The organism is Arthrobacter sp. PM3, assembly GCF_003352915.1.
Lineage (GTDB): Bacteria > Actinomycetota > Actinomycetes > Actinomycetales > Micrococcaceae > Arthrobacter.
This window is the reverse complement of record NZ_CP022314.1, coordinates 287,867-302,992: the sequence shown is the minus strand read 5'-3', so window position 1 is coordinate 302,992 and position 15,126 is coordinate 287,867. Positions and strand designations below refer to the sequence as shown.

Below are 15,126 nucleotides of genomic sequence, written 5' to 3'. Positions count from 1 at the left end.
GTGGCATGCGGGCACGAATGTGGGCGTGAAGATCGGTCCTCCATCCCGTCCCAGCCGTGTTCGACATAGCGTTTGAGCCACCGGTGGGCGCAGGCGCGGGAAACACCCATTTCCTTCGCCGCATGGGCCACTGGACGGCCGTCCAGAACACGCTGGACAAGGATGCTTCTACCGGCAGGAGTCAGACGGGCATTACGGTGGACCATGAAGACCTCTTAGTCGTTCGGTGTGTGTGGTAACCACCAACCTAAGAGGTCTTCACCCTTTCAACGTGTAACCAAAGTCCTGGCCGAGTACAGTTAGCGGCTGTTTCTGGCCAGTGGCTACGGCGTGGGCACGGGTGTGGCCGTTGCAGCAGCCGCCGTCGTGGCCGGAGCAGACCCGCCGGCAGCCCCGGCGGACCGGCTGGGCTCGGGGGCGGTTGTGGGAGTGGGCGCGGACGTGGCGTCCGGCGCCGGTGCCACGGTTGCACCAGGTGAGACGGCCGGGCCGGTGCCGCTCGTCGCCGTCACCGAGGCGTCTCCTGGCGCGCCCGGCGCCGTCGCCGCGGGCGAGGCGGTCCCGGTGGCCCCCGGGGAAGCCGTTGTGGGCGCGGCCGGTGTACCGGACCCCGCCGGGGTGGCGTTGGGATCGGCCTTGATGACCTCCATGATCTGTTCCTTGTACGCCGTGAGCCGGTCCTGGATTTCCGAAAGCGGCCGGTTGTGCAGGTCCCGGCCGTACGCGGCGATCTCCTGCCACAGGGCGTCCAGCCTGGCCATGCCGTCGCTGCTAAGGGGGCCGTCAAGGGTAAGGACCAGCTGGCTCGCCAGGGCGTAGGTCAGGCACCGGACGCAGTTGTAGTTGGCGGAAGCGGAGAGGTTTTCCGGCACAATCACATCGGTCTGGCCCACGATCAGGACCACCTGGAACCCCACGGCGACAGCTGCGCAGTCCTTACAGCTGGCGAAGGCGTAGGCCTCATTCTTCGTGTCCACGGGGTCGCCGTCGTCGGCCCAGACCAACGCGAAGGCGACGTCGTAGACCACGGAACCGTCCGTCGTGTTGACCGCGAGCGACTGGTTGCCGTCGTCGTCGGGACCTGCCGGCTTGTCGAACGGGAAGACCCAGGAGGGGGCCGCCGGCGCCGCGACGCCGGCCGGGCCGGTGGTGCCGGACTGCCGCGGGACCAGGACCATGCTCAGCTGCGGTTCGTCGCGGGTGGGCGTGCGGGCTCCCTGCGGCCACAGGACAACCGTCTTTCCCGACTGCCCCTCGGCTATCCTGCCAGCGGCGGTTGCCGGGAAGACCGCCGTGGTGACGTCGGACAGGGTGCCGCGCTCGTAGGGCTGGACCGGGCGGTAGGTGTCGCCGCCGGGCCACCAGGCCCAAGCGAGACCGGCCGCGACGGCGGCGATGGCCGCGATTGCGGTGGCCCGCCGCAGGGCGTTGCCGCGGGTCTTCTGCCACAGCCCTGTGACCAGCTGGCGGACCAGCCGCAGCAGAATGTAAAAGATGCCCAGCACCGGCAAGGCGAGGCAGGCGATCGCGATCACCCGGACGGCAGCGTCGGCGATGTTTCCGGTGGAGATGCTGTGGGAGAGCATCGCCTGCTGGCGCACGCCGTTGTCCCAGGCGGTGCCCAGGATGCGCGGCAGGGTCAGCACCATCGTCGCCATGCTGAAGACCAGCAGGGGCACGGTGACCAGCACCCAGATGGTGACGACGGCCCGGGCCCAGGGTTTGAGCAACTGGGCCTCGGGGTCTGTCCTGCGCCACGGAACCAGGGCCAGCAGGGTGGGTTTGATGCGCTGGAACAGGTCCGGGACGCCGGTGGCGTCGGCCAGGATGTGATAGCCGTCGAAACGGACCATGGGCAGCAGTTGCCGGACCATCTGCAGGATCTGCGTGACCACCACCAGCAGCAGGGCGTCGAAGCCCGTGGCCCACCAAATGCCCATTATCGCGACCGCCACGATGGCGTTGAAGTACAGTCCGCCGAGGTCGGTGCGGAGCCGGCCGCCGCGTCCCAGCCGGTAGGAGTCGGTGACGTCGGTGTAGAAGGCCGGCCACATCAGGTACAGCCCGGTGCCCATGGCGCCGGGGGTGGCCCCGCCTCGGCGGGCGGCCGCGGCGTGCCCGAACTCATGAAACCCGGCGGAGAAGACCGTGACCACGAGGATCAGGAGCACCAGGCCCGGGTTGGCGAACGCTTCATGCGTGGCAGATGCCAGCCCCTTGACCATAAGCACCCACCAGCACGTGGCCAGGAAGGCCGCGGTCACGGCCACGACAAGCAGCGGATTGAACAGCGCGGCGAACGGTGCCGTGAGCTTGCGGGTGCGCTCCGGATCGGTCACCGAGTAGCGGAAGCGCATTCCCAGCAGCGGATTGGATTTCTTCACCGCGGGCTCGGAGCCGTCCGCCAGCCGGAGGAGTCCGAGGGGCAGGAGCTGGGAATCGATCAGGGTCCGGACATTCTCTGCATTCACCAGGCGGCCGAAACCGCTGGTGACGCGGTCCGCGATTTCTTCCGGGCCGCGCCGGCCGTCGACGGCCTCGAGCACCAGGTAGAGCAGGCGGGTGAGCTGGATGGTCTGGCCGTCGGCGCGGCGCACCAGCGAGGGGGCCTCCTTGTAGCCGGACCCCTTCGCCTCGCCGATCAGTTCGACGCCGGCGGCCCGCACCGGGGCCGGCTCCCGGCTGACCGCCACGGACGACGCCGGGCCGCCGGCACCGGCGGCAGGGCCGGGGGCGCCGGTGGCGGGCAGGACCGGAGGGCCGTCCTGGGCGGACGGCCCTCCGTGCACAGTGCTCATCGGGGTGCTACTGCTTCAGATCGGACTGCTGGTCGGCCGACGCCGTGGCGTCGCCGTGGATATCCTGGTTGATGATGGCGTCCTGCTGGGCGACGGCGAACGCGTTGCTGTCGATGGAACCGATGTTCGCGCCGACGGCGGCGTCGATCGGTGCAGCCACGTTGGCGTTGGCGGCCACAGCACCGTTGATGGGGGCTGCGATGCCCGCGTTGGCGTCCAGGTTCACGTCGACGTTGAGCAGGTTGCCGTTGAGGGCGCCCGTCGCGCCGCCCAGGTCCGGCACCGTGCCGTCCGGCAGGGCGCCGCCCAGGTCCGGCGCCGTGCCGCCCGGCAGTGCACCGCCGAGATCGGCAGGGGCGGCATCGGCGGTGGCAGGGGCGGCAGCCGCCGCCGCGTCGGCAGGTGCAGCAGCCGCGGTCCCCGCATCCGTACCGGCGCCCTGGTCGATGAGGCTGTCCTGGGTGGAGTCTGCCGTGGCATCGCCGGTGACTCCCTGGTTGATGATGGTGCCCTGGTCGGCCAGAGCCTGGGATTCGGACCCGACGGAGAGCACGTTGGCCGAGGCGCCGGCGTCAATCGGCGCGGCCACATTGGCGTTGGCTGCGACGCCGAGGTCGATCGGCGCCGCGGCGCTGATGCCGAGGTTCAGGTCCGCGTTCAGGTCCAGGACGGAGGCAACTTCCTTGTCCGGGAGCGGCGTGCCACCCTGCGCCAGCAGCTCATCATCAGTCAACGGGGTCATTCCTGGCTCAACGCTCATAACAAACTCCATCTCCGGCACCCTGTGCCCGGTCAAAGCCCTCAGACGCCCCGCCCCCAGCGGACGGGTCCGACGTCGAAAGCCCATCATGCCAGTAAATAGTAAGCATGATGACCAATTCGGCGGTAGTGGGCTCTCGGTTGGCCCGGGCGCGCCGTGTTCGTCCCCGAGGCGAGGCCCCGCCGCCGCCGGTTCGTCGAAAATGGCCGCTATGGGAACTCCATAGCGACCATTTGTGACCAGCGGGCGCCCTGATAGCGGCCATTTGTGACGGACGGGCGCCCGATCCGCAGCAGCCCGCGGGCCGCCCCGGGGGGCGGATGTGAGGGAGGGGCCGCCCAGGGGGTGCGGATGTGAGGGAGGGTCCGGTCCCGGGGGTGCGGATGTGAGGGAGGGTCCGGTCCAGGGGGTGCGGATGTGAGGGAGGGTCCGGTCCCGGGGGTGCGGATGTGAGGGAGGGTCCGGTCCGGGGGGGCGGATGTGAGGGAGGGTCCGGTCCAGGGGGTGCGGATGTGAGGGAGGGTCCGATCCCGGGCGGGCAGGGCGGAGGGGGTTACTTCAGCCCCGCCCCCGGCAGGAGGTCCGTCGCGCCGAGGGAGTCGGCCACGAACGCGTAGTCCCAGGCCCGTTCGCGCCACTGCACGTACCTGCCCGAGGCGCCGCCGTGTCCGCCTTCCATCTCGATCTTCAGGACAATGGGCTCGCTGCCGGTGTTGACTTCGCGCAGCCGCTGCACCCACTTGGCCGGTTCCACGTACAGCACCCGCGTGTCGTTGAAGCTCGTCACGGCGGCGATCTTCGGGTAGGCGAGGGCGCGGACGTTCTCGTACGGGGTGTACGACTTCATGTACGCGTACACCTCCGGGTCTGTGATCGGGTTGCCCCATTCCTCCCACTCCAGCGCCGAGAGCGGCAGTTCGGGGTCCAGGATGGTGGTCAGTGCGTCCACGAACGGCACGGCCGCCACGATCGCGGCGTACTTCTCAGGCGCCAGGTTGGCGACGGCGCCCATGAGCAGGCCGCCCGCGGAGCCGCCCATCGCCGCGATCCGGTCCGGGGCCACCCAGCCGGACCCGGCGAGCCAGTCCGTGGCCGCGATGAAATCGGTGAAGGTGTTCTTCTTTTGCAGCTTCTTGCCGGCGTCGTACCAGTGCCGGCCCAGCTCCCCGCCGCCGCGGATGTGCGCGATCACGAACACGACGCCCCGGTCCAGCAGCGACAACCGGGGGATCCCGAACCCCGGATCCATGCTCATCTCATAGGAGCCGTAGCCGTACACCAGGCCGGCCGCCGTCGAATCCTGCTTGACGGAGGCGTGCCGCAGCACCGAGAGCGGGATCCTGGTCCCGTCGCCGGCCACTGCCCATTCACGGGTGGCGACGTAGTCCGACGGCGAGTAGCCGCCCAGCACCGGGCTCTCCTTGCGCAGCAGCAGTTCACCGGCAGGGCGCTCCGGGGTGGGCAGCACAAAGTCATAGACCCGTGACGGGGTGAAGTAGGACGTGTAGCCCATCCGGATCACGGGGGCCTCGTAGTCGGAGCCCGCGACGCCGGCCGTGTACAGCTCCTCGTCGAAGGCCGGTTCCACGGCGGCGCCCTGTTCCGGGGTGCCCAGGCCGGCGAGGGGCAGGACCTGGACCCGCTCGATCGTGTCCTTGCGGATGGAGATCACCGCGTGCGTCGACGTGACCCCGGCGCCGTTGACCCGGACGTCGTCGGAATGCGCGACGACGGTGCTCCAGTTTTGCTCGGCCAGCGGCTTGCCGAGTTCGGCGGGGTCCACGAGCGAAACCATCGAGTTGATGGCGTCCTTGTTGTGGGTCAGCAGGATCCGCTCCTGCCCGGTGCCAGTGCCAGCGCCGGAGGCGTCGGCCAGCAGGAACGGTTCGGCCTCGTACAGGATGCGCTCGTCACGGGAGATCACAGTTTGCAGTGCGGCGTCGGGGTCATCGAAGCGCAGCAGGCGGGTTTCGCTGAACTCGGAGCAGCCGATGCTCAGCACGAGGTGGCGCCGGTCGGCCGAGAGTTCGAAGCCGAGCCACATGGCGACGTCGTCTTCCTGGTAGATGACCTCGTCCTCGCCGACCGGAGTGCCCAGCACATGTGCCTTCACCTGGTACGGCCGCCAGGAGTCGTCCACCACAGTGTAGAAGATCCGGGTGCCGTCGGGGGAGAAACAGATGCCGTAGAAGACGTTTTCGATCACGTCCGGCAGCAGTTCGCCGGTGCGGAGGTCCTTGATGCGCAGGGTGAAGCGTTCGTCGCCGGCATTGTCCACGGCGTACGCGTAAAGGGTGCCGTCGATCGTGGTGGCGGCCCCGCCCACGGCGAAGAACGGTTTCCCCTCGGCCTCGTGATTGCCATCCAGGAGGACTTCCTCGCCGGCGATGCTGACGCCGGCTTCCACAGCGGGGGGAGTCCAGTCCGCGACGCGGTCCCCGGTGTCCTGGCCGCGGACACGGCAGTGGATGCCGTACTCCTTGCCCTCGACCGAGCGGGTGTAGTACCACCAGCCGTCCTTGCGGTTGGGGACGGAGAGGTCTGTTTCCTGGGTGCGGCCCTTGATTTCCTGGAAGATGGCCTCGCGCAACGGCTCCTGGTGCGCGGTCACCGCCTCCTGGTACGCGTTCTCCGCTTTGAGCAGGTCCACAACCTCCGCGGACTCCTTGTCCCGGAGCCATTCGTAGTTGTCCTCGAACGTGTCGCCGTGGTGGGTCCGCACCGAGGGGACTTTGCGGGCGACGGGCGGTTGCGGGAAAGGCTGCGCGGAAGTCTGGGTCATGGACCCAATGTACCGAAGAGCGGCGGCTCAGTTGCCGTTCTGCAGCCGGTTGGCCGCCACGTAGCCGGCCAGGTCTCCCGAGCGCAGGGCGGCGGTGAGCGCGGCGGTCGCGGCGGGGTCCTGCAGGACAATCGACTGGCCGTCCCGGCTCGTCCCGGTCCCGGCGGTGGGAAGCGTGAAGAATACGGCCCGTCCGGGGTCCGTCCGGCGCAGGCTGAAGGCCAGGTCTTCCAACGACGCGAGCGTGAATCCGGCGTCCAGGGTCACGTGCGGCAGCACGGTGCTGATGAGCGCCCGGGCGGTGGCGCGGTCGGAGAGTCCGCCCTCGGAGGCCAGCTTGGCCAGCACGGCCTTCAGGAAGGCCTGCTGGTTCCGGACCCGCTGGAAGTCCCCGTCGGCAAAGGCGTGGCGCTCGCGGACAAAGGCCAGGGCCTGCAGCCCGTTGAGCCGGTTCACGCCTGCGGGGAAATGCACTTTGTCATCCACCGTGCCGGTGAACGGCTGCTTGATGTCGACGTCGACACCGCCGAGCGCGTCCGTCAGTGCCGCGAATCCCTGGAAATCCAGCATCACCGTGTGGTCGATGTGCGTCCCGAGCAGCGCCTCCACCGCCCGTGTCATCAGGGGCAGCCCGCCGGCGGACAGGGCGGAGTTGATCTTGGCCGCGCCGTGGCCGGGGATGTCCACCCACAGGTCCCGCATGATCGAGACCCCGTACAGGCCCTGCCGGTCCGCCGGGATATGGATGAGCACGAGGGCGTCCCCGCGCTGGTCGGAGGCGCTGCCGGCTGCGGCCGCCGCCCGGGCGTTGACGCGACTGTCGCTGCCGACCAGCAGGATGTTAAGGGCGACGGCGGGCCGTTCCGGTGTGGGGGTGGGACTGGGGGCGGCGGAGGTCATGGGAGCCGGGGCGGCGGCCGGTGCCGTGGCTGCTGCCGGCGCCGGGGCGCCGGAACGCGGCCGGGTGAGGACATAGGCCGCTGATGCGACACCCACGGCGACCAGCAACAGGACGCCCAGCAACATCAACGTCCGACGGCGGCTGCGGCCGGTCCCGCGGCGGGGAGCTGGGGCCGGGGACGCCGCGGAAGCCGCGGCGGCCGGTTCCGGAGCGTTCCCCATGACCGGACGCTACCACCGGGCCAGCCGGGGGACTAAGGGTCCAACGGCCTGCCCGGCGGGGTCGCGGCCCGCCTCACAAAGCGGAAATCAGTTCCCGTTTTCGAACTTGTTCGCCGTGACGTAGTCACCCAGGGTGTCCGAGGCCATCGCCGCGGAGATGGCACTGATGGCCTCCGGGTTCGTCAGCACAATCGACTGGCCGTCCGCGGACGTCCCGATGCCGTTGGTGGGCAGCGTGAACATGACGGTGTTCTGCGCCCGGATATCCTTGAGCTGCAGCGCCAGGCCGGCCACCGCGCCCGAATCCAGGGTCTTGTCCACGGTGACGAACGGCGATACCGCACCCACCATGTTGTTGATGGTGATCGGGTTGCTCAGCGTCTGGCCCGCGATCGACTTCTTGATGATGGCCCGCAGGAATTCCTGCTGGTTGCGGACGCGCTGGTAGTCGCCGTCGGCGTAGGCATGGCGTTCGCGCACGAAGGCCAGGGCCTGCGTTCCGTCGAAGGTGTGCTGGCCCGGGGCGAAGGACTGGCCCGGCAGTGCCGTTGAGGTGAACGGCAGCTTGAGGTTCACGGTCACGCCGCCGAGGGCGTCGGTGAGGCCCTTGAAGCCTTCGAAGTCGATCATCGCGACGTGGTCGATGCGCTGGTGGAAGATGGACTCGATGGTCTGGACCATCAGTGGCGTGCCGCCAAGGGCCAGCGCGGAGTTGATCTTGGCCTCGCCGTGGCCGGGGATGTCCACCCAGAGGTCGCGCATGATGGACATCGTGTAGATGTTCTTGCGGTCCGCCGGGATGTGCATCAGCATCAGCGTGTCGGCCCGCTGGTTGGTGGGAGCGCCGCCTTCCGCGTCCGCCTCGGTGGCGCCCCGGCTGTCGCTGCCCATCACCAGGATGTTCATCGCGGTGCCGGTCTTCTGCGGGCGGGTGGACTCGTCCGGGAAAGCCTGGTCAATCTTGCTGGTGCCGGAGTCGAAAGTGCGTGCGAGGTTGAAGAGGTAGCCGCCGGCAACCACCGCGACGAGCACCACGACTGCGGCGACGGCGATCAGCGCGATGCGGCCCCGGCGTTTCTTCACCGGTTTCTTCACCGGGCGCCGTTCGCGGGACGGTGGACCGGGGACGTGGTCTGCGTTGTCGAAGGGGTGCGTCATGTGTTCCTCAAAGCTCGGCCGGGCCTGCTGCCCGGAATCTCTTGGACCAGTTGCAGGTGCCGGAGGGGCGCCATGGCGGCCTCCAATACAGTACACCGGGCCCGGTGATCAACACCTGCGGGCCAATAAAGCGGCAGATAACGCGCGGTTTCCCGGATATGAAGCGGAATGTTGCCTAGGTCACACTCCCTGCCTAGGCTGGGGGTCGGTCGCAGCGTCGCGGCCAACCGGTCGCAGCGTCGCGGCCAGCGGTACATGCACGAACAGGGGAATCGTTTGAACCACAAACTCCGGGTTCTTGTCAGGCTTGACCTCGATTGCGGTCAGGCAGAAGTTGCAGCGCAAGGGCATGTGACGGCGAAGAGCCTCCAGGCCCTGTATGTGGTGGTCAAACGCGCAAACCACCTGAAGGAAGGACTCCACCTCGTGCTCGATGTCAGCCACGCCCGGGTGGAGCCGGCGGCCCTCGAACAGCTGCGCGAGTGCTCGGCCACCCAGCACCTGCCGGCAGCCATTGATCCGCTCCAGTCCGAATGCCACCTCAGCATCGTGGCGCCGGCGGAAACGGTGACGGCGGCTCCTGCGAGGCAGAGACTGGCGGCGGCTCCCGTGCGGCAGAAAATGGCGGCGTAGCGGGCTGCCGCGGTGCGCGGCAGTTATCGCGGTATTTGTAAGGTCGGCCCCGCCGTGGTGGAGAATGCGCTCATGACCAATGACGATCTTCGGCCTGTCTATTTTCTCTCGGACAGCACCGGCATCACCGCGGAAACGCTCGGCAACACATTGCTGACGCAGTTCCCGGCCAACAATTTTGACCGCATCACGGTGCCGTTCATCACGACCGTCGAACAGGCCGCGGCCGTGGTGGGCACGATCGACAAGCTGGCCGCTTCCGGCCCGCAGCCGATCGTGTTTTCCACGGCGGTCAGCAGCGACATCCGCCAGGTCCTGGCCACGTGCCAGGGAATCATCGTGGACCTGATCGGAACGCATGTGGGGCAGTTGGAGCGGGCCCTGGGTTCGACCGCCAGCGGCGAACCGGGCAGGGCCCACGGCCTGGGCAATGCGGAGCGGTACCGGTCCCGGATGGCGGCCGTGGAGTACGCCATGGAGCACGACGACGGCCAGAGCCTGCGCGCGCTGGAGAAGGCCCAGGTGATCCTGGTGGCACCGTCCCGGTGCGGAAAGACGCCCACCACCATGTACCTGGCGCTGCAGCATGGCATCTTTGCGGCGAATTTCCCGCTGGTGGATGAGGACTTTGCGCGCGAGGGGCTTCCGAAGCCGCTGAGGCCTTTTGTTGAGAAGTGTTTCGGGCTCTCCTCCAACCCCTTGCGCCTGAGCCAGATCCGCACGGAACGGCGCCGCGGTTCACCCTACGCGTCACTGCGGCAGTGCGGCTTCGAGCTGCGCAGCGCCGAGCAGCTGTATGTCTCCCACAGGATTCCCTACCTGAATTCAGCTTCGGTGTCCGTGGAGGAGATGGCGGCCACCATCCTGCAGCGGATGAACCTCAAGCATTAGGGAAAACTTTCACAAACTGAGTGTGGCGCACGTCATGTGGAAAGAGCACTGCAGACCTGTCACTGTGGACAGGACCTGCGCCCATCGACCGGCAATCGCCGGGACTGGGCGGCGCACTTGCATGCCACCATCTGCAAAGGAGCAGTAATTATGACGACAGACATCCTGTGGTTTTCAGAACTCGGACTCAAGGACCTGGATCGGGTGGGCGGGAAGAATGCCTCCCTCGGCGAGATGGTGCAGAATCTGACCTCTGCCGGCGTCCAGGTCCCGGACGGTTTCGCCACGACCGCGGATGCCTACCGCACCTTCCTCGCTGATTCGGGCCTGGACCAGAAGATCGCCGACCGGCTGGTCGGCCTGGACACGGACGATGTGACGGCCCTGGCTTCGGCCGGGCAGGAGATCCGCGACCTGATCCGCGAGACGCCCTTCCTGCCGGATTTCGAAGCCCAGATCCGCAACGCCTACCAGCAGCTGGTGGACAAGCACGGCGGCTCCGAGGACCTCTCCTGGGCGGTCCGCTCCAGCGCGACGGCGGAAGACCTCCCGGATGCCTCCTTCGCCGGGCAGCAGGAAACGTTCCTGAACATCCGCGGGATCGAGAACATCCTGCTCGCCATCAAGGACGTTTTCGCGTCCCTGTACAACGACCGCGCCATCGCCTACCGCGTGCACCACAAGTTCGAACACGCTGAAGTAGCGCTCTCGGCGGGCATCCAGCGCATGGTCCGTTCCGACGTCGGCGCTTCCGGTGTCATGTTCACCATGGACACCGAGTCCGGCTTCCAGGACGCCGTGTTCGTCACCTCCTCCTACGGCCTCGGCGAGGCCGTGGTCCAGGGTGCCGTCAACCCGGACGAGTTCTACGTCTACAAGCCGGCCCTGGCGGCCGGCCGGCCGGCCATCCTCAAGCGCGGACTGGGCGAGAAGGCCCTCCAGATGACCTACACGGCCAGCCGCGAAATCGGCCGGACCATCGACTTCGTGCCGGTGGAAGCTTCCCTGCGGAACCGTTTCAGCCTCAATGACGACGACGTCGAGCAGCTCGCCCGGCATGCGGTCGCCATTGAGAAGCACTACGGCCGGCCCATGGACATCGAATGGGGCAAGGACGGGGTCGACGGCGGCCTGTACATCCTGCAGGCCCGCCCGGAGACCGTGCAGTCCCGCCGGGCCGCGGGCAGCCTGAGCCGGTTCCGTCTCAACGGGACCGGCCGGGTCCTGGTCGAGGGCCGCGCAATCGGCCAGCGCATCGGTGCCGGCAGCGTCCGGATCCTCACCGCGATCGACCAGATGGCCGCGTTCCAGACCGGCGACGTCCTCGTCGCCGACATGACCGATCCGGACTGGGAACCGATCATGAAGCGCGCCTCCGCCATTGTGACGAACCGCGGCGGGCGTACCTGCCACGCGGCGATCATCGCCCGCGAACTGGGGATTCCCGCCGTCGTCGGCACCGGCAACGCCACGGACGTCCTGTCTGACGGCCTCGACGTGACCGTCTCCTGCGCCGACGGCGAGACCGGCGTGATCTACGAAGGGCTCCTGGACTTCAGCTCCGAGGAAACCGAGATCACCCAGCTGCCCGAGGCCCCCGTCAAGGTCATGATGAACGTCGGCACCCCGGAACAGGCCTTCACCTTCGCCCAGCTGCCCAACCACGGGGTGGGCCTGGCCCGGCTCGAATTCATCATCAACCGGCAGATCGGCATCCACCCCAAGGCCCTCCTGAACCTGGACAGCCAGCCGGCCGACGTCGCCGCGGACATCCGTGAGCGGATCGCCGCGTACAGCAGCCCGCGCGAGTACTACGTCAAGCGCCTGGCCGAGGGCGTGTCCACCATTGCCGCCGCGTTTGCGCCGCACCCGGTGATCGTGCGCATGTCCGACTTCAAGTCCAACGAATACGCCAACCTCATTGGCGGACCGGCCTATGAGCCGCACGAAGAGAACCCCATGCTCGGCTTCCGGGGCGCCTCACGGTACCTGGAGCCGTCCTTCCGGGACTGCTTCGACCTCGAGTGCGAGGCCCTGTCCTTCGTCCGCAACGAGATGGGGCTGACCAACGTCAAGCTGATGATCCCGTTCGTGCGGACCCTGGACGAGGCCCGCGGCGTCGTCGACCTGCTGGCGGAGAACGGCCTCACCCGGGGCGAGAACGGCCTCGAAGTGATCATGATGTGCGAGATTCCGTCCAATGCGCTGCTCGCGGACGAGTTCCTGGAGTACTTCGACGGCTTCTCGATCGGGTCCAACGATATGACCCAGCTGTCCCTGGGCCTGGACCGGGATTCGGCGATCGTGTCCGGGAGCTTCGATGAACGCGATCCCGCCGTCAAGAAGCTCCTGAGCCTGGCCATCAAGGCCTGCAAGGCGCACGGCAAGTACGTGGGCATCTGCGGTCAGGGCCCCAGCGACCACCCGGATTTCGCCGAATGGCTGGTCGGGGAAGGTATCGACTCCGTCTCCCTGAACCCTGACACCGTGGTGGACACCTGGCTCCGGCTCGCCGGCGCGGCGGCCGGGGCAGGAGCCGCGGCCAACTGACGGCCGGGCGCCGAAGCAGGCGGAAAACCTGACGGGCGGCACGGACTGGGAATTCCAGTCCGTGCCGCCCGTTGCCGTTTCCGTCCTTGACGCATCTCCGGCCTTCCGCATATCCTGAACGAACGGTCGGTAATTATTTATCGGATATTCATAGGAGCAACCATGGCATCGCAGACCCTGCAGTCAGTGCCCGCTGAGCCATCGCCGGCACGGCACGAACAGAGCCCCGAAGACGTGGCCCGGCGCGACGCCGAGGGCCAGGCATACTTCGACAAAGTCATGGCGGAAGATTCCCGGATCGAGCCGCGCGACTGGATGCCGCCGGCATACCGCAAGACGCTCCTGCGCCAGATCTCGCAGCACGCGCACTCGGAGATCATCGGCATGCAGCCGGAGGCCAACTGGATCTCCCGCGCCCCCAGCCTCAAGCGCAAGGCCATCCTCATGGCCAAGGTCCAGGACGAGGCCGGCCACGGCCTCTACCTCTACTCCGCCGCCGAAACCCTCGGCCAGCCGCGGGACGCGATGATGCAGGACCTGATGGACGGCAAGGCCAAGTATTCCTCGATCTTCAACTACCCGGCCCGCACCTGGGCGGACATGGGTGCCATCGGCTGGATGGTCGACGGCGCCGCGATCGCCAACCAGGTGCCGCTCTGCCGGGCTTCCTTCGGCCCCTACGGCCGGGCCATGGTGCGGGTCTGCAAGGAAGAGTCCTTCCACCAGCGCCAGGGCTTCGAGATCCTGCTGGAGCTCTCCAACGGCACCCCCGAACAGAAGCAGATGGCCCAGGACGCGGTGAACCGCTGGTACGCCCCGGCCCTGATGATGTTCGGCCCGCCGGATGACGATTCGCCCAACTCCAAGCAGTCCATGGCCTGGAACATCAAGCGCTTCAGCAACGACGAGCTCCGCAACCGCTTTGTCGGCATGATGATGGAACAGGTCAAGGTCCTCGGGCTCACGCTGCCGGACAAGGACATCCGGTTCAACGAGGACACCAAGAAGTGGGAACACGGCCCCCTGGACTGGGATGAATTCCACGAAGTCCTGGCCGGCCGCGGCCCCTGCAACGCCCAGCGCCTGGAACGGCGCCGCGAAGCCCACCAGAACGGCGCCTGGGTGCGCGAAGCCGCAGCCGCCTACGCGGCCAAACAGAGCCGCAAGCACGCAGAGAAGGAATCCGCAGCATGACAACCCCCGAACCCCACGCAGGCAACGTCTGGCCGATCTGGGAAGTGTTCGTCCGCTCCAGCCGCGGCCTGTCCCACGTCCACGCCGGATCCCTGCACGCACCGGACGCCGCCATGGCCCTGCGGAACGCCCGTGACCTCTACACCCGCCGGAACGAAGGCGTATCCATCTGGGTGGTCCCGGCCGACGCCATCGCCTCCAGCGACCCCGATTCCAAGGGTGCCTTCTTCGAATCCCCGCAGGGCAAGGACTACCGGCACGCCACCTACTACACCAAGAGCGAGGGAGTGAAGCACCTGTGAGCCCCACTCCTGACACGGAAGCTACCGCACCCGCGGAGGAAACGGCCGGCCACGGAGCCATCTCCGTCGGCGTCCAGGCAGCAAGCGGCAGCGGCGAGGCCACGGCCAGCGCCACCCGCATCACCCCCGGCAACGCCCTCCGCCCGGAGGACATCGCGCTGGCCGTCAGCCGCGGCACCGCGAAGCCCAGCGAGGACGCCGCCGAGTTCGCCCTGCGCCTGGGCGATGACGCCCTGATCCTGGCCCAGCGCCTGGGCCACTGGATCTCCCGTGCTCCCGAGCTCGAAGAGGACATCGCCCTGGGCAACATCGCCCTGGATCAGCTGGGCCACGCCCGCTCGTTCCTCAGCTACGCCGGGGGACTGGACGGACGCAGCGAGGATGACCTCGCCTACTTCCGCCGCGAGCACGAGTTCCGCTCGGCGGCGCTCTTCGAACAGCCCAACGGGGACTTCGCCGTCACCATCGCCCGGCAGTTCGTGGTCAGCTACTACCAGTTCGAGCTCTACCGCCGGCTCACGACCTCGACGGACGCCACCCTTGCCGGCATAGCCGCGAAGGCTGTCAAGGAAGTCGACTACCACCGGGACCACAGCGCCCAGTGGGTCCTGCGTCTGGCCCTCGGCACGGACGAATCCCGGGCGAAGATGATGCACGGCTTCAAAGTCATCTGGCCCTATGTGGATGAACTGTTCCGCGACGACGAACTCACCGGTCGGCTCAGCGAGGCCGGCGCCGCGCCGCAGCCCTCCAGCCTGCGGGACGACTTCGACCGGCTCACCGGCGAGGTCCTTGCCGAGGCCGAACTCGAGGTCCCCAACGTGCAGCCGGCACCCGGCGGCGGCCGCCGCGGCCTGCACTCCGAACACCTCGGCTACATCCTCGCCGAAATGCAGGTGCTCGCCCGCGAGCACCCCGGAGCCAGCTGGTAGGCGT

Annotated in this window: 12 protein-coding genes; 6 read left to right on the top strand and 6 right to left on the bottom strand. The window is 68.0% G+C overall.

The annotated features are described in order from the left end of the window. The 6 genes from CFN17_RS01450 to CFN17_RS01425 all read right to left on the bottom strand — a co-directional run. Positions 1 to 206, bottom strand: a 206-nt coding sequence (locus CFN17_RS01450; RefSeq protein WP_208751278.1) for a leucine zipper domain-containing protein, incomplete at its 3' end; no start/stop codon positions are given. A gap of 117 nt (positions 207 to 323) precedes the next feature. Continuing rightward, entirely contained in the window at positions 324 to 2,798 is a 2,475-nt protein-coding gene (locus CFN17_RS01445; protein ID WP_208749642.1) for a hypothetical protein, read from the bottom strand. A gap of 7 nt (positions 2,799 to 2,805) precedes the next feature. Further along, the gene (locus CFN17_RS01440) at positions 2,806 to 3,558 is read right to left on the bottom strand and encodes a peptidoglycan-binding protein (RefSeq protein ID WP_208749641.1); all 753 of its coding nucleotides are present in this window, start codon (positions 3,556 to 3,558) and stop codon (positions 2,806 to 2,808) included. Between the two features lie 553 nt (positions 3,559 to 4,111). Next, positions 4,112 to 6,340: a S9 family peptidase gene (locus CFN17_RS01435; RefSeq protein WP_208749640.1), complete on the bottom strand. Its 2,229-nt coding sequence runs from the start codon at positions 6,338 to 6,340 to the stop codon at positions 4,112 to 4,114. Positions 6,341 to 6,367: 27 nt separating this feature from the next. Continuing rightward, complete coding sequence (locus CFN17_RS01430; RefSeq protein WP_261792304.1) at positions 6,368 to 7,462, bottom strand: LCP family protein; 1,095 nt, start codon at positions 7,460 to 7,462, stop codon at positions 6,368 to 6,370. Between the two features lie 87 nt (positions 7,463 to 7,549). Continuing rightward, positions 7,550 to 8,620, bottom strand: coding sequence for an LCP family protein (locus CFN17_RS01425; protein WP_208749639.1), 1,071 nt, complete (start codon positions 8,618 to 8,620; stop codon positions 7,550 to 7,552). A 351-nt stretch (positions 8,621 to 8,971) separates the two neighbouring features. Between CFN17_RS01425 and CFN17_RS01420 the strand changes: the two genes are divergently transcribed. From CFN17_RS01420 to paaC, 6 genes are all read left to right on the top strand, one after another. Beyond that, complete coding sequence (locus CFN17_RS01420; RefSeq protein ID WP_315968644.1) at positions 8,972 to 9,253, top strand: hypothetical protein; 282 nt, start codon at positions 8,972 to 8,974, stop codon at positions 9,251 to 9,253. Between the two features lie 72 nt (positions 9,254 to 9,325). After that, positions 9,326 to 10,144, top strand: coding sequence for a pyruvate, water dikinase regulatory protein (locus tag CFN17_RS01415; RefSeq protein WP_208749637.1), 819 nt, complete (start codon positions 9,326 to 9,328; stop codon positions 10,142 to 10,144). Between the two features lie 150 nt (positions 10,145 to 10,294). Continuing rightward, positions 10,295 to 12,694, top strand: coding sequence for a phosphoenolpyruvate synthase (gene ppsA, locus CFN17_RS01410; protein WP_208749636.1), 2,400 nt, complete (start codon positions 10,295 to 10,297; stop codon positions 12,692 to 12,694). 162 nt (positions 12,695 to 12,856) lie between these two features. After that, on the top strand, positions 12,857 to 13,888 hold the full coding sequence (gene paaA / locus CFN17_RS01405; protein WP_208749635.1) for a 1,2-phenylacetyl-CoA epoxidase subunit PaaA: 1,032 nt from the start codon (positions 12,857 to 12,859) through the stop codon (positions 13,886 to 13,888). After that, entirely contained in the window at positions 13,885 to 14,190 is a 306-nt protein-coding gene (paaB, locus tag CFN17_RS01400; protein ID WP_136321706.1) for a 1,2-phenylacetyl-CoA epoxidase subunit PaaB, read from the top strand. The genes paaA and paaB overlap by 4 nt, the downstream gene beginning before the upstream one ends. Further along, positions 14,187 to 15,122 carry a 1,2-phenylacetyl-CoA epoxidase subunit PaaC gene (gene paaC / locus CFN17_RS01395; protein WP_208749634.1) on the top strand — a complete coding sequence of 312 codons (936 nt, stop codon included), beginning with the start codon at positions 14,187 to 14,189 and terminating at the stop codon, positions 15,120 to 15,122. The genes paaB and paaC overlap by 4 nt, the downstream gene beginning before the upstream one ends. The last annotated feature ends 4 nt before the right edge of the window (positions 15,123 to 15,126 follow it).

Excerpts from the sequence above, each read along its gene's own strand:
- CFN17_RS01445 (WP_208749642.1), bottom strand. The coding sequence starts at position 2,798 with ATGAGCACTGTGCACGGAGGGCCGTCCGCCCAGGACGGCCCTCCGGTC.
- CFN17_RS01440 (WP_208749641.1), bottom strand. The coding sequence starts at position 3,558 with ATGAGCGTTGAGCCAGGAATGACCCCGTTGACTGATGATGAGCTGCTG.
- CFN17_RS01435 (WP_208749640.1), bottom strand. The coding sequence starts at position 6,340 with ATGACCCAGACTTCCGCGCAGCCTTTCCCGCAACCGCCCGTCGCCCGC.
- CFN17_RS01430 (WP_261792304.1), bottom strand. The coding sequence starts at position 7,462 with ATGGGGAACGCTCCGGAACCGGCCGCCGCGGCTTCCGCGGCGTCCCCG.
- CFN17_RS01425 (WP_208749639.1), bottom strand. The coding sequence starts at position 8,620 with ATGACGCACCCCTTCGACAACGCAGACCACGTCCCCGGTCCACCGTCC.
- CFN17_RS01415 (WP_208749637.1), top strand. The coding sequence starts at position 9,326 with ATGACCAATGACGATCTTCGGCCTGTCTATTTTCTCTCGGACAGCACC.
- ppsA (WP_208749636.1), top strand. The coding sequence starts at position 10,295 with ATGACGACAGACATCCTGTGGTTTTCAGAACTCGGACTCAAGGACCTG.
- paaA (WP_208749635.1), top strand. The coding sequence starts at position 12,857 with ATGGCATCGCAGACCCTGCAGTCAGTGCCCGCTGAGCCATCGCCGGCA.
- paaB (WP_136321706.1), top strand. The coding sequence starts at position 13,885 with ATGACAACCCCCGAACCCCACGCAGGCAACGTCTGGCCGATCTGGGAA.